At 68.4% G+C, this 22,858-nt stretch carries 25 protein-coding genes; 7 read left to right on the top strand and 18 right to left on the bottom strand.

Translation table 11 applies throughout. The annotated features are described in order from the left end of the window. Position 1: 1 nt before the first annotated feature. The 8 genes from ACGFJ2_RS14545 to ACGFJ2_RS14580 all read right to left on the bottom strand — a co-directional run bounded on the left by ACGFJ2_RS14545 (position 2) and on the right by ACGFJ2_RS14580 (position 9,175). Complete coding sequence (locus ACGFJ2_RS14545; protein WP_358178543.1) at positions 2-1,801, bottom strand: serine/threonine-protein kinase; 1,800 nt, start codon at positions 1,799-1,801, stop codon at positions 2-4. A 16-nt stretch (positions 1,802-1,817) separates the two neighbouring features. Continuing rightward, a complete protein-coding gene (locus ACGFJ2_RS14550) occupies positions 1,818-3,923 on the bottom strand; it encodes a serine/threonine-protein kinase (RefSeq protein WP_393468114.1) in 2,106 nt (701 codons plus the stop codon). A gap of 134 nt (positions 3,924-4,057) precedes the next feature. After that, positions 4,058-4,570 (bottom strand): YbaK/EbsC family protein, encoded by a 513-nt coding sequence (locus ACGFJ2_RS14555; protein ID WP_393468116.1) that lies wholly within the window; start codon positions 4,568-4,570, stop codon positions 4,058-4,060. 59 nt (positions 4,571-4,629) lie between these two features. Continuing rightward, a complete protein-coding gene (locus tag ACGFJ2_RS14560) occupies positions 4,630-6,180 on the bottom strand; it encodes an FAD-dependent oxidoreductase (RefSeq protein ID WP_358178547.1) in 1,551 nt (516 codons plus the stop codon). 211 nt (positions 6,181-6,391) lie between these two features. Further along, positions 6,392-7,234 (bottom strand): M55 family metallopeptidase, encoded by an 843-nt coding sequence (locus ACGFJ2_RS14565; RefSeq protein ID WP_357950102.1) that lies wholly within the window; start codon positions 7,232-7,234, stop codon positions 6,392-6,394. Beyond that, positions 7,231-7,506 carry a hypothetical protein gene (locus ACGFJ2_RS14570; RefSeq protein ID WP_393468120.1) on the bottom strand — a complete coding sequence of 92 codons (276 nt, stop codon included), beginning with the start codon at positions 7,504-7,506 and terminating at the stop codon, positions 7,231-7,233. Before ACGFJ2_RS14570 ends, ACGFJ2_RS14565 begins: the two co-directional genes overlap by 4 nt. Then, positions 7,494-8,699 carry a DUF6395 domain-containing protein gene (locus ACGFJ2_RS14575; protein ID WP_393468123.1) on the bottom strand — a complete coding sequence of 402 codons (1,206 nt, stop codon included), beginning with the start codon at positions 8,697-8,699 and terminating at the stop codon, positions 7,494-7,496. The genes ACGFJ2_RS14570 and ACGFJ2_RS14575 overlap by 13 nt, the downstream gene beginning before the upstream one ends. Continuing rightward, positions 8,690-9,175: a hypothetical protein gene (locus ACGFJ2_RS14580; RefSeq protein WP_393468126.1), complete on the bottom strand. Its 486-nt coding sequence runs from the start codon at positions 9,173-9,175 to the stop codon at positions 8,690-8,692. Before ACGFJ2_RS14580 ends, ACGFJ2_RS14575 begins: the two co-directional genes overlap by 10 nt. A 383-nt stretch (positions 9,176-9,558) precedes the next feature. On the opposite strand from ACGFJ2_RS14580, the gene ACGFJ2_RS14585 reads away from it, so the two are divergent. The 3 genes from ACGFJ2_RS14585 (at position 9,559) to ACGFJ2_RS14595 (ending at position 11,923) form a co-directional block, all read left to right on the top strand. Next, complete coding sequence (locus ACGFJ2_RS14585) at positions 9,559-10,536, top strand: phosphotransferase enzyme family protein (RefSeq protein WP_393468129.1); 978 nt, start codon at positions 9,559-9,561, stop codon at positions 10,534-10,536. 53 nt (positions 10,537-10,589) lie between these two features. Further along, a complete protein-coding gene (locus ACGFJ2_RS14590) occupies positions 10,590-11,129 on the top strand; it encodes a DinB family protein (protein WP_357950087.1) in 540 nt (179 codons plus the stop codon). Positions 11,130-11,377: 248 nt separating this feature from the next. Then, positions 11,378-11,923, top strand: a complete 546-nt coding sequence (locus ACGFJ2_RS14595; protein ID WP_357950084.1) for an RICIN domain-containing protein — start codon at positions 11,378-11,380, stop codon at positions 11,921-11,923. 54 nt (positions 11,924-11,977) lie between these two features. On the opposite strand, the gene ACGFJ2_RS14600 is transcribed toward ACGFJ2_RS14595, so the two are convergent. Next, positions 11,978-12,397, bottom strand: coding sequence for a MarR family winged helix-turn-helix transcriptional regulator (locus tag ACGFJ2_RS14600; RefSeq protein WP_393468132.1), 420 nt, complete (start codon positions 12,395-12,397; stop codon positions 11,978-11,980). A 61-nt stretch (positions 12,398-12,458) separates the two neighbouring features. Here ACGFJ2_RS14600 and ACGFJ2_RS14605 point away from each other — a divergent pair, with 61 nt between their 5' ends. Then, positions 12,459-13,262: an alpha/beta fold hydrolase gene (locus ACGFJ2_RS14605; RefSeq protein WP_393468135.1), complete on the top strand. Its 804-nt coding sequence runs from the start codon at positions 12,459-12,461 to the stop codon at positions 13,260-13,262. 4 nt (positions 13,263-13,266) lie between these two features. On the opposite strand, the gene ACGFJ2_RS14610 is transcribed toward ACGFJ2_RS14605, so the two are convergent. The 5 genes from ACGFJ2_RS14610 to ACGFJ2_RS14630 all read right to left on the bottom strand — a co-directional run bounded on the left by ACGFJ2_RS14610 (position 13,267) and on the right by ACGFJ2_RS14630 (position 18,820). Next, positions 13,267-13,815 carry an SIS domain-containing protein gene (locus ACGFJ2_RS14610; RefSeq protein ID WP_393468138.1) on the bottom strand — a complete coding sequence of 183 codons (549 nt, stop codon included), beginning with the start codon at positions 13,813-13,815 and terminating at the stop codon, positions 13,267-13,269. 150 nt (positions 13,816-13,965) lie between these two features. Next, the gene (gene katG, locus ACGFJ2_RS14615) at positions 13,966-16,197 is read right to left on the bottom strand and encodes a catalase/peroxidase HPI (RefSeq protein WP_393468141.1); all 2,232 of its coding nucleotides are present in this window, start codon (positions 16,195-16,197) and stop codon (positions 13,966-13,968) included. Between the two features lie 58 nt (positions 16,198-16,255). Beyond that, positions 16,256-16,693, bottom strand: a complete 438-nt coding sequence (locus ACGFJ2_RS14620) for a Fur family transcriptional regulator (protein WP_357950071.1) — start codon at positions 16,691-16,693, stop codon at positions 16,256-16,258. Positions 16,694-16,987: 294 nt separating this feature from the next. Further along, the gene (locus ACGFJ2_RS14625; protein ID WP_393468144.1) at positions 16,988-18,259 is read right to left on the bottom strand and encodes a serine hydrolase domain-containing protein; all 1,272 of its coding nucleotides are present in this window, start codon (positions 18,257-18,259) and stop codon (positions 16,988-16,990) included. Between the two features lie 156 nt (positions 18,260-18,415). Next, entirely contained in the window at positions 18,416-18,820 is a 405-nt protein-coding gene (locus tag ACGFJ2_RS14630) for a hypothetical protein (protein WP_357950066.1), read from the bottom strand. A gap of 249 nt (positions 18,821-19,069) precedes the next feature. Between ACGFJ2_RS14630 and ACGFJ2_RS14635 the strand changes: the two genes are divergently transcribed. Continuing rightward, the gene (locus ACGFJ2_RS14635; RefSeq protein ID WP_393468147.1) at positions 19,070-19,198 is read left to right on the top strand and encodes a hypothetical protein; all 129 of its coding nucleotides are present in this window, start codon (positions 19,070-19,072) and stop codon (positions 19,196-19,198) included. Positions 19,199-19,330: 132 nt separating this feature from the next. On the opposite strand, the gene ACGFJ2_RS14640 is transcribed toward ACGFJ2_RS14635, so the two are convergent. From ACGFJ2_RS14640 to ACGFJ2_RS14655, 4 genes are all read right to left on the bottom strand, one after another. Further along, entirely contained in the window at positions 19,331-19,864 is a 534-nt protein-coding gene (locus tag ACGFJ2_RS14640; protein WP_393468150.1) for a GNAT family N-acetyltransferase, read from the bottom strand. A gap of 162 nt (positions 19,865-20,026) precedes the next feature. Beyond that, positions 20,027-20,230: a DUF397 domain-containing protein gene (locus ACGFJ2_RS14645; RefSeq protein WP_393468153.1), complete on the bottom strand. Its 204-nt coding sequence runs from the start codon at positions 20,228-20,230 to the stop codon at positions 20,027-20,029. A 456-nt stretch (positions 20,231-20,686) separates the two neighbouring features. Further along, on the bottom strand, positions 20,687-20,923 hold the full coding sequence (locus ACGFJ2_RS14650; RefSeq protein ID WP_357950059.1) for a DUF397 domain-containing protein: 237 nt from the start codon (positions 20,921-20,923) through the stop codon (positions 20,687-20,689). 2 nt (positions 20,924-20,925) lie between these two features. Then, the gene (locus ACGFJ2_RS14655; protein ID WP_357950056.1) at positions 20,926-21,813 is read right to left on the bottom strand and encodes a helix-turn-helix transcriptional regulator; all 888 of its coding nucleotides are present in this window, start codon (positions 21,811-21,813) and stop codon (positions 20,926-20,928) included. A gap of 261 nt (positions 21,814-22,074) precedes the next feature. Here ACGFJ2_RS14655 and ACGFJ2_RS14660 point away from each other — a divergent pair, with 261 nt between their 5' ends. Both ACGFJ2_RS14660 and ACGFJ2_RS14665 read left to right on the top strand, forming a co-directional pair. Beyond that, positions 22,075-22,341: a hypothetical protein gene (locus ACGFJ2_RS14660; protein WP_393468157.1), complete on the top strand. Its 267-nt coding sequence runs from the start codon at positions 22,075-22,077 to the stop codon at positions 22,339-22,341. Then, positions 22,338-22,784 carry an ATP-binding protein gene (locus tag ACGFJ2_RS14665; protein ID WP_393468160.1) on the top strand — a complete coding sequence of 149 codons (447 nt, stop codon included), beginning with the start codon at positions 22,338-22,340 and terminating at the stop codon, positions 22,782-22,784. The genes ACGFJ2_RS14660 and ACGFJ2_RS14665 overlap by 4 nt, the downstream gene beginning before the upstream one ends. The last annotated feature ends 74 nt before the right edge of the window (positions 22,785-22,858 follow it).

Consider the following 22,858-nt stretch of genomic DNA (forward strand, 5'->3'; position numbering starts at 1 on the left):
CTTACGACCAGGGTGACAGGAACCCCATCCCCACGCCGTCGAGCAGATCGTTGATCAGGCCGGTGATCAAGCCCATCGTGCTCCGCCGCGCGTCGCTGGTCAGCTCGTTGATCACGGTCTCCGGGGCCCGCCAGGGGGCCCACGTCGGGGCCTGGCCCATCGCGAACATCACCGCGAACATCGCGGCCGTACCGACGATCAGGGCCGCGACCAGGGCCGCGCCGGGAGTGCGCAGGATGCCCGTGAGCGAGCGCGTGACCGCCTTGCGCGGCGCGCCGCCGCCCGGCAGCACGAACAGCCCGGCTGTGAAGGCGCCCGCGCCGTACGCGGCGGCGGCGTTGACGCTCATCCCGCCACCCCAGCGCAGCACGCCCCAGACACAGACGCCGAACATCAGCGCCAGCGGCACGTGGACCAGCGTCACGAGCGCGGCCTTGACCAGCGCCCACGGCGTGCCGACCAGGACGAGCAGCGGATCGGCCGCGCTGCTCCCCCGCACCTGCCGGCGCTTGACCATGTCGCCGAAGAGGTATTCGCCCACCCGCAGCACCAACGCCAGCGCGACCGCCACCGCGCTCACCGCGACGGGCAGCACGACGGCCAGCGCGGTCAGCGTGACCAGCAGCAGCAGGCCGACGAACTGGCTGCCGACCAGGTAGCGCTTGCGCTCGGCCGGCGGTGTGTAGGGAGGCGGCGGCGCGACCGGCCGCTGCTGACCCGCCTGGGTGGCCGGGCGGTAGGCGGGCGGGTGTGTCGGCGGCGCCGGGTAGCCCGCGACCCGCTGGTCGACGCGCGGGGCCGGGTGCCGCTCCGGCATCGGCGCCGGGACGTAGGGCGGCGGCCGCTCCTCGCGCGGCGGCTTCTCCTCGCGCGCGGGCGCGGGCGGGGTGCCGTACGCGACCGGGGGCAGCAGGTCGGAGTAGTTCTCCATGACCCGCGTCCGGTTGCCCATCCGCTTGGTCCCGGTCGGCCCGTCGGCGGACGTCTCGTGGAAGGAGGTCACCGACGGGTCCAGCGCCCTGGCCATCCGCAGGAGCTCCTGGGCGCCGGGCCGGGCACTGGGCTCGACCCGCAGCGCGCGGCTCAGCCAGCCGCGCAGCCAGGCGGGCGCCTTGTCGATCTGCGCGCGCCCTTCCATGATGTTGAAGCAGACCGCCTCGAACGTGCCCGTGCCGAACGGCGGCGCGCCCGTCGCGGCGAAGAACACCGTGGAGGCCAGCGCGTGCACGTCGGCCGCCTGGGTGATCTCCGAGTCGCGGATGATCTCGGGCGCCAGGTAGCCGGGCGTGCCGACGAACATCCCCGTCTGCGTCAGCCGGGTCGCGTTGACCAGGTGCGCGATGCCGAAGTCGATGACCAGCGGATCGCCGTTGACCAGCATCACGTTGGACGGCTTGAAGTCGCGGTGGATCACCTCGGCGGCGTGGATGGCCACCAGCGCCTGGCACAGGCCCTGGGCCAGCCTGATGACCTCGCGCGCCTCCAGCGCGCCCTCCGCCAGCACCGTCTCCTCGAGTGTGCGGCCGGGGGCGAAGCGGGTCACGACGTACGGCTGGCCGCCGACGAGCTCGGCGTCGAGCACCTCGGCCACGTGCGGGCTGCGCACCCGGCGCATGGTCTCGACCTCGCGCGTCAGCCGGTCACGGGCCTTCAGGTCGGCCGCGACATGCGGGTGCAGGACCTTGATGGCGACCTCGCGGCCCTCGGTGTCGAGGCCCAGGTGGACCACGCCCATGCCGCCTTCGCCGATCTTCCTGACCAGCCGGTAGGGGCCGAGCCGCTCCGGCGCCTGCGTGCTCATCGCCACCGTCCCGGCGTCATCCCCCTGTGCTCCCCTTCAGTCCGTTGAGCTGGGTCACCACAGGTCCGACGTTCAGCGGAGCCCATACGGCCCTCCTCGCGTTGTCGAACGAGCTGTAAGCGAGGATCAGGGAGAGCGCGGCCCCCGCCGCGAGAACTCCCACCATCACCATCGCCGCTGTTCTCGAGGGTACGAGCGATGAGAGGGTTCTGCGCATCTGCCTTCCAGGCCCCTCCACTCCGGGGCCCGCGCAGACGGTCCACAGGGCGATCGCCGCGCCCCAGGCCAAGGCGTTGTAGGGGTTCATCTTGACGAACACGGTGAGCAGCAGCGTCACCGGTAGCCCCAGGATAAGGGCGTAGAAGAACAGCGCGAACGTGATCCCCACCGACTTGGCCAGTTTTTTGGGGAAGGCGAAGACACGCACCACGTCCAGCGCCGCCGACCCGGTGGACCTGCGCGCGACGAGCTCCGGCTGGGCCAGGTCGGCCGCGCGGAGCAGCACCACGACCGGGATCACCAGCAGGCCCACGAGCACGGGCGCCACCACGGCTACCATGATCATCAGAATCAGCAGCATCGCGCTCGCCAGGCCGTAGGCCCGGGACCGCTGCAGCACCTGCCCAGGGCGGGCCGCCGGGATGAACGGCTCGCGCTTGGTCCGCAGGTCGGGCTGCTGCCCATAGGCGTCTCTCCTGGTCTGCGCCTCGTGCGGCAGGTAGGGCTGCGCCTGCGGATCGTGCGGGAACTGGCCCTGGACCGGGATGTAGGGCGGCGGTTGGACCGGGTTGCCTCGCCCGTAGTCGGGCGCTTCGGGGCGTACCCGGCGGGTGGGGACGTCGGGCGGGTCGGGGCGTACGCGCCGGGTGGGCACGTCGGCGTCGGCCGGCGACGGCGTGTGGCTGTTGCTCGGCTGATTGTTGCCCTGCTGGTTGTTGCTCTGCTGGTTGTTGCCCTGCCCGGAGACCTGCCACGGCTGCGGGTTGGCCTCGCGCTGCATTTTGCGCAGCTCTTCCGGGGTCACCCGGCGGGTCGGATAGGGGTCGCCCTGCTGCTCGGGGAGCAGCGAGACGTACTGCTGCTCCTGCGGCGGCGGCTGGGGCGGCTGACCCTGGGGCTGCCAGTTCGGGCCGGACCCCTGGTGCGGCTGGCCCGGGTGCGGGGGCTGCTGGCGCAGCTGGCCGTCGACGAGCCGGCGCGGCGTCATGGGCGGCGTCGAGATGTCGTACGACGGCTTGTCGGCCAGCGGCTGCGGCGTCGGCAGCTCGAGCGACGGGTTGGAGCGGTCGGACCGGGGCACGGTCGAGATCTCGTCGCGCTCGTTGCCCCGCGGCCTGGGCAGCATCCTGGCAGTCTGCTCGGCCAGCTCGGCCGCCTTGGGCCGCTTGGCGGGGTTGCGCTGGAAGGCCGCCTTGAGCAGCGGCTGCAGCTCCTTCGGGGCCGCGCTCACGTCGGCCTTGCCCGCGGTGATGTTGTAGAAGATCATCTCCAGCGTGCCCTTGCCGAAGGGCGGCTGGCCGGTGCCCGCGTACAGCAGCGTGCCCGCCCAGGCGTGGATGTCGACCTCGGGCCCGGCCTCCTGACCCTCGATGATCTCGGGGGCGAGGTATCCGGGCGTGCCGATGAACATCCCCGTCTGCGTCAGCCTGGTCGCGTCGACCGCCTGGGCGATGCCGAAGTCGATCAGTACCGGCTCGCCGTCGATGATCAGCACGTTGCCCGGCTTGAGGTCGCGGTGGATCACGCCGACCGCGTGCACGGCGGCCAGCGCGGTGGCGACCCCGTGCGCGATCTTGACCAGCGCGGGCAGGTCGAGCGGACCGTCGTCCTTGACGATCTCGTCGAGTGGCCGCCCGGCGACGTAACGCGTGACGATGTAGGGCCGATGACCCGTCACATCGGCGTCGATCACCTCGGCGATGTATTTGCTGCGCGCGCGGCGCATGGTCTCGACTTCACGCGACAGACGCCGCCTGGCGACCTCGTCGCCGGCGACCTCCGCGCGCAGGACCTTGACCGCCACCTGCCTACCCTGCGGGTCGACAGCGAGGTGGACAACGCCCATCCCGCCTTCGCCGAGCCGCCTGAGCAGCCGGTAAGGGCCGAGTCGGTCATCGTTCATGGCATGAAGCACCATACCGGCTTAATCCCCGCCCACGAGATGAACCATGAGGCCACATTCCCACTCGTACAACGTCCCGAAGGGGCCCATCGGTTTCCCATTCAACGGTCTCGAATTGGCTTCAGTTTCTGGCTTCAGTTGGCCAGGGGAAGGGTCTCCGCCCCCTTCAACCCGGCGAGCGCGGCCCCGGAGACGGCCAACTTCGACCGCCGAACCCCGCTTCCGATCACTACCCTGTCGTGCTCGGCGACCTTCGTGTCCACCAGGATCGGCCAGTCGGCGGGCAGGCCGAGCGGGGTGATGCCGCCGTATTCCATCCCGGTGAGCTCGACCGCCTCCGCCATCGGGGCGAAGCTCGCCTTGCGCGCGTCGAGATACCTGCGTACGACGCCGTTGACGTCGACCCGCATCGTCGCGAGCACCATGCACGCCGCATAGCGCGTCTCGCCGCCGCGCTTGGCCGCGACGACCACGCAGTTGGCCGACTCGTCGAGCGTCACGCCGTAGCGCTCGCAGAACGCCGCCGTATCGGCCAGCTCGGGGTCGATCTCGGCCACTTCGACGCCCGCCAGCCCCTGCACGGCAAGGGCCACCGGATCGGCCAGCAGGTCGGTCCGGTCGGTCGCGGGCACCCAGTCCAACGTCATCCCATCTCCTCGATCGCTCACTCAGGACCTTACGCCGGTCACCTGAGCAGCGCGCGACGTCACGGTGACTGCAGCACCCGTTGGTGCAGCTGGGTGACGGCGCCACGGGCCGACTCCATGGAGCCCGCCTGCCACGCGATCAGATGGGTGAGCCAGTCGCCCGCGAAGTAAACCCTTCCGCTGGGGCGTTGCAGAAGAGTGAAGGACGAATCAAAGGCGGGCCAGCGTACCCAGCCGCCCTGGATGTGCTCCTGGCGGTCCCAGGCGATGGAGACGCTGGAGAGAAGGTCCTTGCCGTACTTGTCGCCGTGGATCTTCCTGCCCTGGGTGAGGGCGCGGCGTCTGCGGTCATCCGGGGTGAGGGCGCCGTAGAGCTCGGCGTTCTGGTCGGTGTTGTAGTAGCCGACGAGCACGCCGCGCTGGGCGTGGAAACCGGCCGACGGGTACCAGATGTGGGTGATGTCCAGGTCTGTCTCGGTCACGCCGCCGTAGATGCGGTCTTCCAGCTCCCACCAGCGCCGGCCGTACTCCAGGCCGATCTTGCCGCTGGCGACCGGGATGGGCGTCTTGAGCGCGGCCGTGACGGGGGCGCCGAGGTTGTGCGGGATCTTCGCGAGCAGGTGGGGCGGCAGGGTGGCGATGCAGTAGTCGGCCTTGAGAGAGCCGCCGTCCCAGGTCACCTCGACGCCGTCGGCCAGGTTGGTGATCTTGGTGACCTTGACGCCGGTCCTGATCCGGTCCGCGCCGACCGCCTCGGTGAGCTTGACGACGATGGCGTCCATGCCGCCGACGGGCTGCAGCATGGGGGTCGACTGCTCGTAGCCGAAGTCGTTGGTGATGGAACGGCCGGTGCCGGCGGCGAGGACCGCGTGCAGGGTGCCGGGGGCCGCGATGGGGGTGCCGCCGTCCAGCGCCGGATATTTCACGAAACCCCGGCGGTCGGAGCCTTCGTAATCGAGCTTGGGCCCCAGATCGCCGAACCTGCGCAGAAACTCCAGCAGTCGTTCCTGATCGTCCTTACCGACCTTCTTGTCGAGCGCCCCAACATTCGTCGCTTTAGCCAGCAGCTCCGCCACATACCCGTACATATCCGCACGCGCGGCCCTTGCCCGGATTGTCTGCCCGTTGGTGTGGACGAGCGCCTGGCCGTTGTTGTTGATGAACGTCTCGATCGGGATGCCCAGCTCGCGGCAGTAGTCCAGGGTGACCATCCACGGCGCGATCCGCCCCGGGCCCGCGTTGAAGTAGACGCCCTCGCCGAACTTCACCTCCTGCGCGGGACCGTTGAGCTCGGTGAGCCGATCGCCGCCACGCAGCGTGAGGTTCCGGCCGCCGGCCCGGTCCTTGGCCTCCAGCAGCGTGCAGTCGTAGCCGGCCTTGCCCAGCTCGTACGCGGCGGTCAGCCCGGCGACCCCCGCCCCGATGATCACCACTTTGGCGGCCGCCTTGCCGCGCAGCGAGAAGTCGCCCTGCTGGGGCGCGGCGAAGTCCTTGTCCTGCTGGGACGGCGCCAGACCCAGCGCGCCCATGGCGGCGTACATGGCTCCCGCACCACCCACCGCCCCGATACCGACGAGTAACCCCCGCCGGGTCAGCGCCGCGCCCTCCATGCCACTCGCTCCCAACTATGCGGGCCTGCCATTCCGTTGGCCTGCGTGCGCTGACCTGCTCTTCACCCGCCTGCGTTGCCGACCGGCTCATCACCCGCCTGCGTACGCCGACCTGCTCCTCACCGGCCCGCATGCGCCGACCGGCCATTCACCAACCCGTATGCGCTGACCTGCCATTCACCAGCCGGCGGGCGTCTGCTCTTTGTGGCGTTCAACCGTAGGGGCCGCTGCCACAGGAGATCTGACCACCGATCGTGGCGAAGATACCGAACAGCGCCATGATCTGTGCGAAGTCATCGGTAGTGAACTCGGTGTGACGCGATCCCACCGCCTTCACGCCGGGAACAAGTCCGACGGCAGCCGCGATGGCGGTGGAGTTCCACTCCACCCCCAGCGTGTACGGCGCAGCCACCCGGTAAGGCGTGAAGTCGCTCAACCGCCCCAACGCCCTAGCCGTCGCCTCACGAATCCGAGCCTGGGCAACGCTCGGCGGCAGCAGTTCGGCCGAGAACTTGTCGATCCCCTTCTTGACCGCCACCGTCTCCACATCGCCGAGCAACTCGCGCGCCTCTTCACCGACGGCCTCGTCACCGGTCACCAGCACCACCGGAACACCGTGGAACCCCGCACACGCCGCCACCAGCCGCGTCTCACCGCACACCTCGCCGTTGAGGTAGACGTTCTGGATCTCCTTGCCCATCCAGGTGTGGTTGAGCACACCGTTCGTCACCCCCGCGCGGGCGTGGTACCCCACGAAACACGCGGCCTGGAACGACCCGTCAACTCCCTGCGCCATCCGCTGCGCCTTACCCGGCCCCCGGATGAGGGTGGCGCGCGGGTCCAGCAGGTCGATCCGCAGATTCTTGGTGGACCCGTGAGCGTCGTTCACCAGCACCGTGGTCGCCCCGGCCGCGAACGCCCCCTCGACGGCGGCGTTGGCATCGGCGGTCATGAGCTCGCAGCCCCGCTCATAGCCCCGCTTGCCCGCGTGCATCTCCTCAGGGTCGGTGAGCCCGGTCACGCCCTCCATGTCGACCGACAAGTACACCTTCACAGTCCCACTCCCTCACCTGCGCACCCGACATCGACCAACGGCGTATCGACCATAGGCGGATCCGCCGAAACCGAATCGATCAACAGCAGATCGGCCGAAATCGTATCGACCAACGACAGATCGGCCGAAGGAGAACCGACCGAAGGCCGATCGACCGCCGGGGAATCGACCGAAGGCCGATAGGCCGAAGCCGTATCGGCCATCGGCGGGTCGGCCATCGGCGGGTCGAGCGAGAGGGATCGAACAGGGCGTGAGAGCGTCACGTGCCCCATGTCTCCACCCGGCGGACCTCGGCCTCGGTCATGAGCCCGACCTTGGACGTCATGAACCCGGTCGCCTGCTCACGCCACTGGGCCGGGATCTCGTCGAGCGCCGGCGGGTAGCAATGGTCGAGCCAGCTCGTCGACTCCTCCGTGGCGTCGAAATAGTCGAGCGCCTTCCCGAACAGCGTGTCCTCGATGCCGGGCACCCTCGCCAGGCCGTACTCGACCATCTCCTGTCCCCCGTACGGCGGAGGCTGGAGCCACTTGCGCACGCGGGGGTCATCGGCGGTGAAGGGCGTGTCGAGCGGCCGCCGTTCGACGGCGGCCTGAATGAGCTCCTTGTACAGGCACTTGCCACATCTGCGACACGGACCGTCGGTGCCCTGCAGGCACCATCGGACGTGCTCCTTGAGCTCCGAGTTCAGCGCCAGCCGCATGGTGACCGCTTCACTCACGCCGCCCACGGGAAGCACGATGTGTACGCCCGCCGCCGCGAACAACCGCCCCCACGCCCCGTGCGGCGCCCACATCAGGTTGTCGGGCGTGTAACGCAGAAGGTAGCGATCCCCGCCGAGCCACCGTGAACCCAGTTCATACCCGAACGCCAGTCCACCGAGATCCATCTGGTCGGCGAGCAATAACGCCCCTGCCGCTACCGCGTGGTGTTCCGGGTATCCGGGCCGGGGCTCGGACAACGTGAATTCCAGGTCGGAGTCCACCACGGTGAGTTCCCGTCCGGTGCGCCTGGCCAGCCTGGCAAGGACGTCGGAGCGGTAGTGCGGCCACCGGTTCGGCACGCGGGGGTGCGGCACACGCCGGAAGTGCACGAACGGCGCCTCGGGATAGATGGTCGCCGCCGCCACGGAGTCCGCGCCACCGCTGTAGGAGATCGCCAGGTTCGTCCCGGTACGCCGGGCCTCCGCGCCAACCGGCCCGGCCTCGATCCCCCACCCGTCGTGCAGCGCGGCGGCCACTTCAGGGGAGATGGCCCGGTCGAACACGATCTCCTTACGCGTCCACGGCGCCACCACGGTCCACGCGGCGACGGCGAAGAGGTCGGGGTGCGCGTCTCCGGGCACCCCGGCGATGGTGCAGGAGTTGGTGGCCAGCTTGACCGGGTGCTCGTCGGCAGCTCTGCCGGTGATCTCGTCGTCGGCCCCGAGCCGGAACGTCAGCTCGCCTCCCGACCAGCTCACGCGCATGACGTGTCCTCCGTCCGCGCAGCCTCACGCGGACCCGACGCCTGCGCACCATCCCCCGAACTCGACACCTCCGCGCCGTCACGCGGGCCCGACGTTTGCGTGCCGTCGCCGGACCTGGAGGCTCGTACGCCCTCCCCGGAATCTGACGTCCGTGACTTGAGGTCGTCGATCGCCTGCCAGAGGAGGACCTCGTTCTGGAGCACGCCGTCCAGCGCCTTGGCCGTCTCCTGAGCCAGGCGGTGCGTGTCGTCGAGCCGGGCTTTGTCCGTGGGGGCGCTGGTGGGGGCGGTGGCGGGTCTGGCGTTTCGCAGACGCTCGACCTCGTCCTGCAGGCTCGCCATCTCCCGGCGCAGGGTCTGGACCTCCCAGAGAGCGTCCCTGATGTCCTGACGGTGATCGCCGATGGAGATGTAGCGGGAATCGAACCACGTGCGCACGGCTTTGCGCAGGCGGGCGGGGACCAGGACGCGCATCATGAAACGCCACGATAGTGGCAAATCCACGGCCGCTAGGACGCTGTTTCCGAATGGCAACCAAGCTATCTAACTGGTGTCAACTTCCGCTGTCGCGACGGATAAATCGGCAAGCGTCCCACCACTCGTATCGCCCATACTCAGTTGTGTGAATCTCGGCGGCGTCCGCGGCGGTGGCGTCGTCGGCAGTGGCGGCGTCAGGCACGGCAGCAGCATCCGTGGCGTCGGCGGCGGGAGCAGCAGTGTCGCCCAGATTGTCGCCGCGTCCACCCGCCGTCCGCCACCCGCCGTCCGCCACCCGCCTTTCGCCACCCGCCGTTCGCCGTTCGTCCTGCTGTCTCCAGGAGTCTGGTCGTGTCGTCCTTCCTGTCCTCAGGAGTCTGATCATGGTCCATGAGCTGGTCGCCCACGTACGGGAGGCGTTCGGGTGGGGTGAGGACGTTGTGGTGTCCGCAGGGCCGCGGGGCGCGCTGGGGCAGATCTGGCGGCTGGACGTCGGCCCGGCACGCTACGCGCTCAAGGAGATCTTCGCCGAGCCGCCGTCGGAGGCGTTGATCCAGGCGGAGCTGGCGTTCGGGCGGCGGGCGGCCGAGGCAGGGGTACGGCTGCCGGCCAGTCACCCCGACCGCGACGGGCGCCACCTGCTTGAGCCGCCCGGCGGGACGTGGCTGCGCCTGTACGACTGGATCGACCTGCGGCCGGTCGAGCTGACGGCACCGGCCACACCGGGAGAGATCGGGGCGCTGCTCGCACGCCTGCACCGGTGCGCCCCGGCCGCGACGGTCGAGCCGGACGGCGGACCGCCCGCTCGCTGGTACGACCGCGTTCCCACCACGCCCGAGTGGGCGGAGGTGGCCACATCGGGTGCGGTGTGGGCCGCGAGACTCGCCGATCTGCTGGCCACGCTCCCAGAGCTGTGCGCGGCCGTCTCGCCGGTCGATCCCGCCGAGCTGATCGTCTGCCATCGCGACCTGCACCCGGAGAACGTCCTCGCCGACTCCGCCGGCGCGCTCGTGGTCATCGACTGGGACAACCTCGGACCGGCCATGCCGGGCCGGGAACTGGCGCGGGCGCTGTTCGACTGGTTCTGCGATGACTCGACCGCCGACCTCGAAGCCATGCGCGGCATGTATGAGGCGTACATAAGCGAGGGCGGTCCGGGCCGCATCACGGGCCCGGCGGACTTCACCATGCTTCTCGCGTCCCACCTGAACTTCCTGCTGGTCCAGGCCCGCGTCGCCCTCGACCCGCACGCCGAGCGGCGGCACCGCGAGTGGGCGGAACGTGAGATCGACGAGGCGCTGCGCATCCTGCCGACCGCACGGCAGCTGACCGACGTGCTGGAACTCACGCGCGGCCGCTAACGCACCGGGGCGAGGACGACGGCCGCCCTGGAAGGTGGGTAGACTCCCCGCGCGTGATTGACCTGGACGAGCATGGCCGCCCCGAACCTCCGGTCGCGGCCGACGAAACCGCCACCCTCCTCGGCTACCTGGACTACCAGCGCGCGACCCTGGAGTGGAAGTGCGCCGGGCTGGACGCGGCCGGCCTGAACGCGACCGTCGGCGCCTCGACGATGACCCTCGGCGGGATGCTCAAGCACCTGGCCTATGTCGAGAGCTGGTGGTGCTCCCAGCGACTGTACGGGCACGCCCCGGAGCCCCCGTGGGACACCGTGGACTGGGAGGCCGATATCGACTGGGACTGGCACTCGGCCACCGAGGACACCCCCGAGCAACTCCTCACGCTCTGGCAGGACACCGTGGCCCGCTCCCGCTCCCTGGTCGCGGACGCGCTGGCCGACGGCGGCCTGGACCGGCTGGCCGTGCGCCCCTGGGCCGACGGCCGGGTGCCCAGCCTCAGGTGGATCCTGTTCCATCTGGTCGAGGAGTACGCACGGCACAACGGCCACGCCGACCTCCTCCGCGAGGCGGTGGACGGACGCACCGGGGAGTAGCCACCGAACGGGCGACTCCCAGGCGACCCATCTGACCGAACGGACGACCTACCTGATCGATCAACCCGGTGGACCCCTGCGAGGCGGCCCGAACCCGGACCACCTGGACGCGGCACTCGCTGCCTCGTAAACCAGCTCATCTACGCCACGCGACACGAATATCATCACGGATAGCGACTCGCCGATGCGCTGAGTGATTCATGTTACGACGGACCTGCTGATCTTTCGAGAGCGTCTCAGGAGGTTCGATGACACTCATTCACGCTGGTCAAGCAGTCGCTGTCGCGGCCGCTCTGCTCGTTGCCCCGTTCACGGCGGCGTCGGCGGCGAACGCCGACACCGCCGGCGCGGCGCAGCGGCTCCTTCCCAAGTTCTCGGCGACCCTGGTGGCCCGTCACAGCGGCAAGTGTCTCGACGTGGCGGGCGTCAGCACCGCCGACGGGGCCAACGTCCACCAGTGGACCTGCATCAACGGGCAGGCCAACCAGGAGTGGAACTTCGTGGCGACCAGCGACGGCTACTACACCCTCCGTGCGACGCACAGCGGCAAGTGTCTGGACGTGTCGGGCGTCAGCACGGCCGACGGGGCCAACGTCCACCAGTGGACCTGCCTCAACCAGCAGCGCAACCAGGAGTGGCGGCTCGTCCAGAAGGACAACGGCTACTTCTCCCTTGTCGCTCGCCACAGCGGCAAGTGCCTGGACGTGGCGGGCGTCAGCACGGCCGAGGGAGCCAACGTCCATCAGTGGACCTGCCTGATCGGACAGCGCAACCAGGAATGGCGACTCGCCTGAGCGGCGACACCTGAGATGGCGGCGCCGTACACCACACGCGCGTGGTGTACGGCGTCAGGTGTCTCCGCCGTAGTTGAGGCGCTGCAAGAGATCGAGCAGGGTCGCGCGGTCGCCTGGCGACAGGGGGGCAAAACAGTCGGTCAGGACCTCGTCCGCGACCCGGTGCCCCGCGTCGAGCATCTGCTCGCCGGCCGGTGTCAGATGGTGCTCGATGCGTCGCCCATGACCTGGCCGGCGTTCGATCAGGCCCTGAGCCGTCAGCCGGCCGGCGAGTGTGCCGAACGCCTGCTCGCTCTGGAATGTCGCCGAGGCCAGGGCGCGCGCCGGCGCCCCAGGTGACCGGCTGATCGCCCGCAGGGCATCCCACTGGGCCAGCGTGGTGCCGATGGCGGCGAGCCGGCTGTCCAGCGCCCGGTGCTGCCGGTATTGGGCTTGCTTGACCGCTCTTCCAAGGACCTGCAGTTCACCGAGCACGAATCGAGTTTAGCAGCTACTCAACTAGCTTATATCAACAAGTTTAGTTATGGTGTTGGCCATGCCTACGACAAGCCACACCATCGCGCTCTACCCGGACCTGCCGCTCACCCTGTCCGAGGCCGGAACCGGCCGGCCCGTCCTGATCCTGCACGGCGGTGGCGGCCCGGCCACCGTCGCCGGGCTCGTCGACCATCTCGCGCGGACCGGCCACGCCATCGCCCCCACGCACCCCGGCTGGGACGGCACCGACCGCCCCGGCTGGTTCACCGGCATCGACGATCTCGCCCTCGCCTACCTGCACTATCTTCACGACCGGCAGCTGTCCGACGTGCTGGTCATCGGCTCCTCACTCGGCGGCTGGACCGCCGCCGAGATGGCCGTACGCGACAACGCGGGGATCATCACCGGGCTCGTCCTGATCGACCCCGTCGGAGTGCATGTCGAGACCGAGCCGATCAGAGACTTCTTCGCTCTCGACGCCCGTGGCGTCGCCGAGTACTCCTGGCACGACTCGGACCGCTTCTACGTCGATCCCGCCGACATCCCCGCCGGGCAACTCGCCCTCCGGGAGGGCAACATGGCCACCATGCGCGTCCTGGCCGGCGACCCGTACATGCACGACCCCAAGCTCGCCCACCGCCTGGCCCGCGTCGACCTGCCCACCCTGCTGCTCTGGGGGGAAAGCGACCGCATCGTCACCCCCGCCTACGGCGCGGCGTACGCGGCCGCCTTCGGCAACGCCCAGCTTGAGATCATCCCCGAGGCCGGCCACCTGCCACAGATCGAGCAGCTGGGAGCCACCTTCGCCCTGATCGACGCGTACATGCGCCAGACGAGCACCGCCACCGTCAAGGCCCAGTGACCCATCACTCCATGTTGGTGTGCCGGGCGCGCATCGCCTCTCCTGTGGCGCCGATCAGCGCCCCGAGCTTCAGCACCATCACCTCGAACAGCACGAACAACGCGCCTTCATAGGCCGACCCCATCGGCAGCACGGATGTACGCCACTCGCCGGCCATGGTCTGCGCCGGGATCACGAGCATGGCGTCGGCGAGCTCCGCGGCACCGCTCTCGGGCTCGGCGGTCAGCAGCAGGTTCGTCGCACCCGCCGCCGTCGCCGTCCGCATCAGCGCCAGGACCGTGGACGCTTCGCCGGGGCCGGAGGTGGCGAGGAAGACGTCCTCGCGCCCCAGCGCCGGCATGGTCATGTCGCCGACCACCGCCACCGGCAGACCGAGATGGAACAGGCGCATCGCGAAACCCTCGATCTGCAGCGCCTCCCGGCCGCAGCCGTAGACGCCGATCGTTCTGGCGTCGGCGATCAGCCGGCAGGCCGCGTCGATCGACTCTTCGTCGACGTTCGCGAGCACGGCGCCGAGCTCGTCGAGCACGCCGCGAAAGAGGTCGTCATTCACGACACCCGGTGACATACCTGCATGGCTACCCGGTACTGCCCGTTCATATGACAAAACGTCCAGGTCGGCCGAGGTGTGGGCCGACCTGGACGTCAACGGTCAGACGGATCAGACCTCAAGGATCAGACCTCAAGGATCAGACCTCAAGGATCAGACGAGGTCGAACCGGTCCAGGTTCATGACCTTGTCCCACGCGGCGACGAAGTCCTCGACGAACTTCTTCTTCGCGTCGTCGCTCGCGTAGACCTCCGCGAGCGCGCGCAGCTCGGAGTTGGACCCGAAGACGAGATCGACCCGGCTACCGGTCCACTTGACCTCGCCCGTGACGGCGTCGCGGGCCTCGAACGTGGTCGCGTCCTCGGACGTCGCCTTCCACGTCGTACCCAGCTCGAGCAGGTTGACGAAGAAGTCGTTCGTCAGCGACCCGGGGGTCGCGGTGAGGACGCCGAGCGACGACTGCTGGTGGTTCGCGCCCAGGACGCGCAGACCACCGACGAGGACCGTCATCTCGGGGGCGCTCAGGGTCAGCAGGTTCGCCCGGTCGAGCAGCAGGTACTCGGCCGGCAGCCGGTTGCCCTTCCCGAGGTAGTTGCGGAACCCGTCGGCAACCGGCTCGAGCGCGGCGAACGACTCCACGTCGGTCTGCTCCTGCGCGGCGTCCACGCGACCCGGCGTGAAGGGGACCTCCACGTCGAAGCCGGCGGTCTTGGCGGCCTGCTCGACGGCCGCGGCACCGGCGAGCACGATCAGGTCGGCGAGCGAGATCTGCTTGCCGCCGGTCTGGGCGGCGTTGAAGGTGCTCTGGATGCCCTCCAGGGTACGCAGCACGATCGCCAGCTGGTCGGGGTCGTTGACCTCCCACCCGCTCTGGGGCTGGAGGCGGATGCGCGCGCCGTTGGCGCCGCCGCGCTTGTCGCTGCCACGGAAGGAGGACGCCGACGCCCACGCGGTGGACACCAGCTGGGACACCGACAGGCCCGAGGCCAGGATCTGGCCCTTGAGTGCGGCGATGTCCGCGGCGTCGACGAGCTCGTGCGTCACGGCGGGGAGCGGGTCCTGCCACAGCAGCGTCTCGGCCGGGACCTCCGAGCCGAGGTAACGCACGATCGGGCCCATGTCGCGGTGGGTCAGCTTGTACCAGGCGCGGGCGAAGGCGTCCGCGAACTCGGCGGGGTTCTCGAGGAAGCGGCGCGAGATCTGCTCGTAGATCGGGTCGACGCGGAGCGCGAGGTCGGTCGTCAGCATCGTCGGTGCGACGCGCTTCGACGGGTCGTGGGCGTCGGGGACGGTGTCCGCCCCGGCTCCGTCCTTCGGCCGCCACTGGTTGGCGCCGGCGGGGCTCTTGAACAGCTCCCACTCGTAGCCGAACAGGATCTCGAAGAAGCTGTTGTCCCACGTCACGGGGGTGTTGGTCCAGATGCCCTCAAGGCCGCTGGTGATCGCGTCGGCGCCCTTGCCGGTGCCGAAGGAGTTCCGCCAGCCGAGGCCCTGCTCCTCGATCGAGGCGGCCTCGGGGTCGGGGCCGACGTTGTCCGCGGGGCCCGCGCCATGGGTCTTGCCGAAGGTGTGACCGCCCGCGATCAGGGCGACCGTCTCCTCATCGTTCATCGCCATCCGGCGGAAGGTCTCACGGATGTCGCGAGCCGCGGCGAGCGGGTCCGGATTGCCGTTCGGACCCTCCGGGTTGACGTAGATAAGGCCCATCTGTACCGCGCCGAGGGGGCTCTCGAGCTCCCGGTCGCCGGTGTAGCGCTCGTCGCCGAGCCAGGTGGTCTCGGGGCCCCAGTAGACGTCCTCGTCGGGCTCCCAGACGTCCGCGCGACCGCCGCCGAAGCCGAAGGTCTTGAAGCCCATCGACTCCAGTGCGACGTTGCCGGTGAGGATCATGAGGTCGGCCCAGGAGAGCTTCTGGCCGTACTTCTTCTTGACCGGCCACAGCAGGCGGCGCGCCTTGTCGAGGTTGCCGTTGTCCGGCCAGCTGTTGAGGGGGGCGAAGCGCTGCTGCCCGGCCCCGGCGCCGCCGCGGCCGTCGCTGATCCGGTACGTGCCCGCACTGTGCCACGCCATCCGGATCATGAACGGGCCGTAGTTGCCGAAGTCGGCCGGCCACCAGTCCTGCGAGGTCGTCAGGACCTCGGCGATGTCCCGCTTGACGGCCGCGAGGTCGAGGGTCTTGAACGCCTCGGCGTAGTCGAACTCCTCACCGAGCGGGTTGGCCACGGCGGGGTTCTTGGCGAGGATCCTCAGGTTGAGCCGCTCCGGCCACCACTGGCGGTTCCCGCCGCCTTGAGTCGGGTGCGGGGCGCGCTCGTGCGCGACCGGGCAGCCACCTGCTCCCTCCGTCTTCGGGTCGGTGACGATCGCGTCATGGTTCTCGGTCATGGGAATCCTTCCGGACTATGTGGATCACGTGCTCAGGAAGTACGGGCGGTTGAACAGCTCAGGAAGTACGGGCGGTTGAACAGCCGGGGCACAGGCCCCAATAGATGACCTCGGCCTCGTCGACCGCGAAGCCGTGCTCGTCGGAGGCGGTCAGGCAGGGCGCCTCGCCGACCGCGCAGTCGACGTCGGCGACGGCACCGCACGACCGGCACACGATGTGGTGGTGGTTGTCCCCTACGCGCCCCTCGTACCGTGCCGGGCTGCCGGCCGGTTCGATGCGGCGTACGAGCCCCGCTGCGGTGAGCGCGTGGAGCGCCTCATAAACGGCTTGCAGCGAGATGTGGCCCACGCGATCGCGCACCCCGGAGGCGATCGCCTCGACACCGAGGTGGTCACCGTCCCGGACGGCCTGGAGCAGCGCGACGCGGGCCGCTGTCACCCGCAGGCCGGCGCCGCGCAACTCCTCGGCGATGGTCGGAGTGCTGGATGCGGTCATGCGACCAAACCTACCTACATAAACACGAATGGTACAAGATAACGAATTATCCAAGTCTAGTGCGCACCCGGGCACCGTTCATCTCATAGCGGCGCGACACGCCGTCTGGAGAGTGAGCCTGGGGAGCGCGGCCGCCCTAGGACGCCGTCAACCAACGTGACACCAGCCACCACATAGGCCCGAGCTGTGGAACCAAGGCGACGGCCACGCCGAGCTCAACGAGCTCGGCGTGGCCGGTTTGCTCCACCTGATGCACGACCGGAGGGAGTCCCCCCTCAAGCCGTACGGTTCGCTCTACTGAACCAGGTTGGCCTGGTCTGCCGCCCCCGCCTGCCCGCCGCAGAACACCGCCTTGATGAGTTTGTCCAGGGCCTTCGGGAACACCACTGACTGGTCGACTGCGGCGTCCCCCATGGTCAGCGAGGCGGTCAGCGTCTTGCTGCCGTCAGGCGTGCTGTACATCAACGACCCGTAGCCCCCCGGAGGGCTGCCGTCGTGGTTGAGGATGATGCCGGCGCAGTCCGGGCCGGTGTCCAGCACATACTGACCGAGGCCGTACTGGCCGAAGAGGCCGGTGCTCCTCGGGTCCGGCTTGCGCATCTCGGCCAGCAGCGAGGCCGGCAGGAGCTTGCCACTCTGCAGGGCGGAGAAGTACGTCTGGAGATCCTGGGTGGTCGAGATCATGTCACCGGCGCCGGCCAGCAGGGAGAGGTTCTGACGGGTGACGTCGACCACCTTCCACTGGTCGGCGTCCTGGTAACGGTAGTAGCCGTGGGCGTACGGCCCGGGGAGCTCGGTCCGGTTGCCCGGCACCACGGTGCCCCGCAGGCCGAGCGGGCCCAGGATCCGCCGCCGCATCTCCTCGGCGTACGAGCGGCCGGTGACCTTCTCGATCAGCAGCAGGGCCAGCGTGTAGTTGGTGTTGGCGTAGCTCCAGTTCGTCCCCGGCGCGAACTTAGCCGGCTTGGACAGCGCCAGCCGTACCAGCTCCTCGGGCTGGTAGCTGTGGAACCGGTTGTCCACCCACTCCTTGCCCGTGGCGGGGATCCCCGGCACGAACGTCCCGTCGGTGTAGTACTCGCCGGTGTAGTTGAACAGCCCGCTGGTGTGCTGCAACATCATCCGTACGGTGATCCGCCGGTCCAGCCCGAGCTTGGGCAGGTAGCCGGCCACCGGGCTGTCCAGCCCGATCTTGCCCTCGGCCACCAGCTGCAGCACCAGGGTCGCGGTGAAGCTCTTGGTGGAGCTGCCGATCCAGAACCGCCCGTTGGTCGGCGGCTTGGCGACCTCGCCCAGCTTGCGCACCCCGGCGCTGCCGACCCAGTCGCCCTGCTGATCGTGTACGCGTAGCTGCAGCCCGGCGTAACCGGAATCGACGACCTCCTGGATGACCTGCTGCAGCTCCGGGCGATCCGGCCCGGCGGCGGCCTTCGGCACGGCCACACTGTCGGCCGCGGCCACCCCGGGTGTGGCCACCCCAGCTAACAGCGCGGCCGCCAGCGCCGTGAGAGCCACTCGCCGGAAGACCTTGGTCGCCCTGATCGCTGGTGGGAATGCGGGTTTCATAGTTCCTCGTCTCTGGTGTCGCGCTTAGGCGAAGAGCTCATCGATGAGCCGCTGCACTGCCTTCTGGAACGCCCCTGCCTGGGACATCACGCCGCCATGTCACGGGGTCCGAAGAGGACCCCGTGACGAGCTGTGGCTGTCGCAGGCCGGCATCCGTCAAGCGGCGTCGAGGGCCTCAGTGATCTTGCGGGCCATCTCGGTCATGGTGGGGCTGGGCGCGCCCTTCTGGGGCCGGCCGGCTGCCTCGATGGCGACGACGACGGTACGGCGGAAGTTGTCGGCCTCTTCCGGAGCCTGCGCCTTGAGCAGGCTCATGGATGCGGTCAGCGCCGGCAGCACCTGGTCGGCGAGCGAGGCCACCGTCTTGCCGTACTTCACGCCCTTGGGCGCCTTGGTGAGCACGTGCCCGACCAGGCCGGTCGCGGAGGTCAGGGCGATGGAGGCCTCGGTGGCGGCTTTGTGGGCCGAGCCGGCGGCACCGGCGGCGGACATCAGGGAGACGGCGCCCCAGCCGGCGGTCCGCAGGGTGAGCTTGTCCTGGTCGTTAAGGGTGATCGACATCGTGTTGTGCTCCTTCAGATCCGTTACGAAGTTCAAGGAACGGACGGAGATCGCACCCGGCCTTGAGGCCGCGATCGCTGAACCGTTCATGGCGTTTACGATCGCCGACCGCTCTGATACCGGGCCGTTGCCGTGCTGACGCGGCCGCTGACACGGCAACGCATGCCTGTCCCTGGGCCGCTGTTAGCGCCGTATCAGCGGCTCCCGGCATCGTCTAGCTCGTCGAACGATGAGGAGACGGCGACGGACGTGATCCGAGCCGAAGGGCTGATCAAGAGGTATGGGGAGACGACCGCGCTGAACGGGGTGGACCTGGAGGTCCCCGTGGGCAAGGTCATCGGCATCCCGGGGCCAAATAGGGGCCGGCAAGCGGGATGATCATGGTGGTTCGAGAGTCAGGCCGGCCTGTGGTGATCAGATGAGGCCGGTACTGGATCTTCTTGAGCTGACGCTGGACGATGCGGACCAGGCCATGGAGGTCAGCCACGACGAAGTCGCCGATCGAGCGTTTCAGCGGCCAGGCACGGCTCGCTCCAACTCGACCAGGGCCAGCGGGGGACCTTCACCGAAGTCGTGGTCGTGAGTCCTGCCGGTCTCGGCGAAGCCATTCTTGGCGTAGAAGCGGCGCGCTTGGGCGGAGTCCCGGAGCGTCCACAGATGCACGTCGTCGTACCCGGCGTCTCGCACTCGGTCCAAGACGGCCGTCAACAGGACCTTCGCGATGCCGCTGCCCCAGACGTCCGGGTGGGCGAAGAAGGTATGGATCTCCGCGTGGCCGGGGCGGGAAGTGGAGGCCCCGAACCGGGCGAAGGCCCCCGGCCGCTCGTTCAAGCGCGCCAGCAGGATCGTGTCCATGCCCAGGCCCTTGGCCTCGACCTCGGCCAGAATGCCGTGCCACTTGGTGCGCCGCTCCTCGACCCCGGCCGCAGCGACCTTCGGCGTGCAAAACGGGCCATGCGAGACGCCCCAAGACAGGGCGTGGATCTCGCCGAGGACGTCCCCGTCACCCGGCTCCGCGGGGTGGACCGTGATCGCGTCAGGCATGGCGTAGACACTAACTGGCCTGGCCTGGTCATTCCGCAGCGGAGCCCTCGCCGGAGGCATGATCGAAGCCTTTGCGGCTCCCTGTCAGTACGTGAACGCCCGATCGCCGTAGAGGGCGACCGGGCGTTCATGGCTGTCTGCGGCAAGGACGGATGCCCTTGCTCAGAACTCGCCGTCCCTGGCTCCTGCCAGGAAGGCCGCCCACTCGTCGAGGGTGAAGATCAGCGCCGGCCCGTGCGGGTCCTTGCTGTCGCGAACGGCCACATGGTCGGGAACGAAAGCGACCTGCACACACTGACCGTTCGAGCCGCTGAAACTACTGGTGCGCCATTGGGCACGGGAGAGATCGACTTCCTTCTTCGCCATCCCGCACTCCTCTCACTTGGTGCTCGCAAGCACACAAGCGACCAGATCGCGTGTCGCTTCCGGACTGACCGCCATGGCTTGAAGTCGCTCCAATACGTTCCTATATCGTCGCGCGCTCTACTTCCGTGCGAAATCTCCCAAATATCTCATTCCGCGGAGCAGCCGGGCGGGACGATGCACGTGCTCCGAGCCGAAGGGCTGATCAGGAGGTACGGCGAGACGACCGCGCTGGACGGGTGGACCTGGAGATCCCCATGGGCAAGGTCATCGGCATCCTGGGACCGGACGGGGCTGGCAAGCCGACCGTCAAGCTATGACCCCTAAATGGATCACGTCAAACCCCATGCAGGTCGCTGCGGTCCGTCTGTCTGTAGGGCGCGCAAGGAGCCCGCGCAGAGCGCCCGGTCGCCGCAAAAACGACTCGGGCGCTTTTGCTGTTGGTTGTGGAGCGTCCTGCTAGATCAGGTCGAACTGGCCGCCCTTGGTGCCCTTGAGGAAGGCGTGCCACTCGTCAGATGTGAACACGAGTACGGGGCCGTTGCGGTCCTTGGTGTCGCGGACGCCAATGCGGCCCCCGCTCAGAGGGGCGACTTCGACACAGTCGCCACCGGCGTTGCTGTAGCTGCTCTTGCGCCACGCCGCACGGGAGAATTCTGCCTCCATCCCCGCCTCTGTGCCCTTCTGCTTGCTCATTCTCACGCTTCCTTCGCCGCCGAGATGAGTAGATCGCGGGTTCTATCTGGGTCGTCCGCCTTGGCCATTAGATGGTTGAATACCACGTTATACCGGTCTATCAAGGCCGACTCCTCCATATAGAGGCTACCTGATTGACTCTCCTGATAGATCACGTCAGGGTCATTTGCCTCTGGGAAGCCGATGATCACAAAGCCGCCGTCCATGGCTGGGTGTGGCCCTGCCGCAAAGGGAAGCACTTGAAGGGTGACGTTCGGCGTCTCTGACATCTCGATCAGATGGTTTAGCTGGGCCTTCATGGTTTGGCGACTGGCGACGTGCCGTCGGATGACGGCCTCGTTCATGATGGCCCAAAGCCGTAGCGATCCGGTGGTGATCCGCTCTTGCCTGACCCTGCGAAACTCGATCATCCGGTCAACTTCCTCCGGCTTCCAGGGCATCGGGGCCACCCGAAGGTAAGCACGGTAGTAGTCGGCAGTCTGGAGCAGTCCAGGCACGAGTTCGGTGTCGTACCGGCGCAGTTCGGAGGCTTCGGCCTCCAGGCCGACGAAGATCTGAAACCAATCCGGGATGACGTCTACGTACGTATGCCACCATCCTCGTTGCCGAGCTTGACGTGCCAGTTGCAGAAGCTCTTCGCGAGCCTGATCCGTGATCCCGTACACGTCGAGGAGCGCCTTCAGGTCCGGGATGCGAATACCACGCCGTCCCGACTCGATGCGGCTTACCCATGATTGGTCGTATTCGAGCTGGATGGCTACCGCTTCCGACGTTAGTCCCGATTCTTTGCGCAAGCGGCGCAGCTCGCTGGCAAGGCGTCGGCGCCTCACGGTGGGGCTACTCCCGGCGGCCATATTCACCTCGACGTTAAGTGTTTGCTCCTTGCGCAATCAGAGTTCCGCACCCCGTGGCTACATGCAAGTGACAAATCAAGATGGCATCTTGCCAATCGTCGATGCCCATCGGCACTATGGTAGCGCCAACAGCCAGGGAATCGCCCGTGGAGTAGCAGCTGAGCGGGCAAATCATTCCATTTCATGATTACGAAATGCGATGAATTGCCCACTTGAGGCAATTCGCGGCGAAGCTCGTGGGCAACCGGTACGGAGTTCAAGGACACAGTCGCGCTCACCCCGAAGCGAGGTGCTGGCATGCGTACCTTCGATCACGATGAGGAACAGTTCATTCACTTAATGCGATTGACGTGGGATCTGGCTCAGCTCGGGGTGGCGCTGGCGATGCAGTGGCCTCGAAGGCACGAGCCGTTCATTTCCATCCCTCGGGCGCGGGGCGCTTTGCGGGTGCGGGCTGCGTTGAGGCGTGAGGACTGGGTCTTCACCTGGGGTCACGGTCAGGGTCGGTGGGTGGCTGCGTACGACGAGGACGCGGTTGCACGGGTCTGGGAGGAGGCGCAGTGACGGAGCGGTTTCTGGGCGGGATGGTGTTCCCCGGCGACGCCTGGGTGGTACCTGTGGCTCGTCGCAGCGTCGCGGCGATCCTGCTGGGTGCAGGTCATCGAGACGCGGACAACGCGCGGTTGATCGTCAGCGAGTTGGTCGCGAACGCCATTCAGCACACGGCCTCGGGTCGTGGTGGTGGCCTCGTCGCGGTGGATGTCGTCGGCTTCGGTACCGACGTGGCTCGGATCGAGGTGACCGATGACGGGGCCCGCACCATTCCGTGTCCGCGCGTGTCCGATGACCTGGACTCTCGCGGGCGGGGCCTGAGGCTGGTGGAGCAGATCTCGACCACATGGGGTATGCGACGGCTGGGCTCTGGCCACCTCACGGTCTGGGCGGAGTTCGCCACGGTGATGTGCGAGGCGACCGGCAATGCTCTGACGCGAGAGATCGGGGCGTGAGCTGGATGGTTCGATGGGATTTTCCGCCGCACTGCGAATCGCCGCACATTCCCACTCGGCCGGAATACAAACCG

Origin of the sequence: Nonomuraea sp. NPDC049028 (assembly GCF_043197735.1) — a bacterium.
Taxonomy (GTDB): Bacteria; Actinomycetota; Actinomycetes; order Streptosporangiales; family Streptosporangiaceae; genus Nonomuraea.

Coding starts and splice junctions, on each gene's coding strand:
- ACGFJ2_RS14620 (WP_357950071.1), bottom strand. CDS start 16,693: ATGACCGCATCCAGCACTCCGACCATCGCCGAGGAGTTGCGCGGCGCC.
- ACGFJ2_RS14625 (WP_393468144.1), bottom strand. CDS start 18,259: ATGAAACCCGCATTCCCACCAGCGATCAGGGCGACCAAGGTCTTCCGG.
- ACGFJ2_RS14650 (WP_357950059.1), bottom strand. CDS start 20,923: ATGAGCAAGCAGAAGGGCACAGAGGCGGGGATGGAGGCAGAATTCTCC.
- ACGFJ2_RS14585 (WP_393468129.1), top strand. CDS start 9,559: ATGGTCCATGAGCTGGTCGCCCACGTACGGGAGGCGTTCGGGTGGGGT.
- ACGFJ2_RS14575 (WP_393468123.1), bottom strand. CDS start 8,699: ATGCGCGTGAGCTGGTCGGGAGGCGAGCTGACGTTCCGGCTCGGGGCC.
- katG (WP_393468141.1), bottom strand. CDS start 16,197: ATGACCGAGAACCATGACGCGATCGTCACCGACCCGAAGACGGAGGGA.
- ACGFJ2_RS14555 (WP_393468116.1), bottom strand. CDS start 4,570: ATGACGTTGGACTGGGTGCCCGCGACCGACCGGACCGACCTGCTGGCC.
- ACGFJ2_RS14660 (WP_393468157.1), top strand. CDS start 22,075: ATGCGTACCTTCGATCACGATGAGGAACAGTTCATTCACTTAATGCGA.
- ACGFJ2_RS14640 (WP_393468150.1), bottom strand. CDS start 19,864: ATGCCTGACGCGATCACGGTCCACCCCGCGGAGCCGGGTGACGGGGAC.
- ACGFJ2_RS14630 (WP_357950066.1), bottom strand. CDS start 18,820: ATGTCGATCACCCTTAACGACCAGGACAAGCTCACCCTGCGGACCGCC.
- ACGFJ2_RS14605 (WP_393468135.1), top strand. CDS start 12,459: ATGCCTACGACAAGCCACACCATCGCGCTCTACCCGGACCTGCCGCTC.
- ACGFJ2_RS14595 (WP_357950084.1), top strand. CDS start 11,378: ATGACACTCATTCACGCTGGTCAAGCAGTCGCTGTCGCGGCCGCTCTG.
- ACGFJ2_RS14550 (WP_393468114.1), bottom strand. CDS start 3,923: ATGAACGATGACCGACTCGGCCCTTACCGGCTGCTCAGGCGGCTCGGC.
- ACGFJ2_RS14645 (WP_393468153.1), bottom strand. CDS start 20,230: ATGGCGAAGAAGGAAGTCGATCTCTCCCGTGCCCAATGGCGCACCAGT.
- ACGFJ2_RS14545 (WP_358178543.1), bottom strand. CDS start 1,801: ATGAGCACGCAGGCGCCGGAGCGGCTCGGCCCCTACCGGCTGGTCAGG.
- ACGFJ2_RS14580 (WP_393468126.1), bottom strand. CDS start 9,175: ATGATGCGCGTCCTGGTCCCCGCCCGCCTGCGCAAAGCCGTGCGCACG.
- ACGFJ2_RS14560 (WP_358178547.1), bottom strand. CDS start 6,180: ATGGAGGGCGCGGCGCTGACCCGGCGGGGGTTACTCGTCGGTATCGGG.
- ACGFJ2_RS14570 (WP_393468120.1), bottom strand. CDS start 7,506: ATGGGGCACGTGACGCTCTCACGCCCTGTTCGATCCCTCTCGCTCGAC.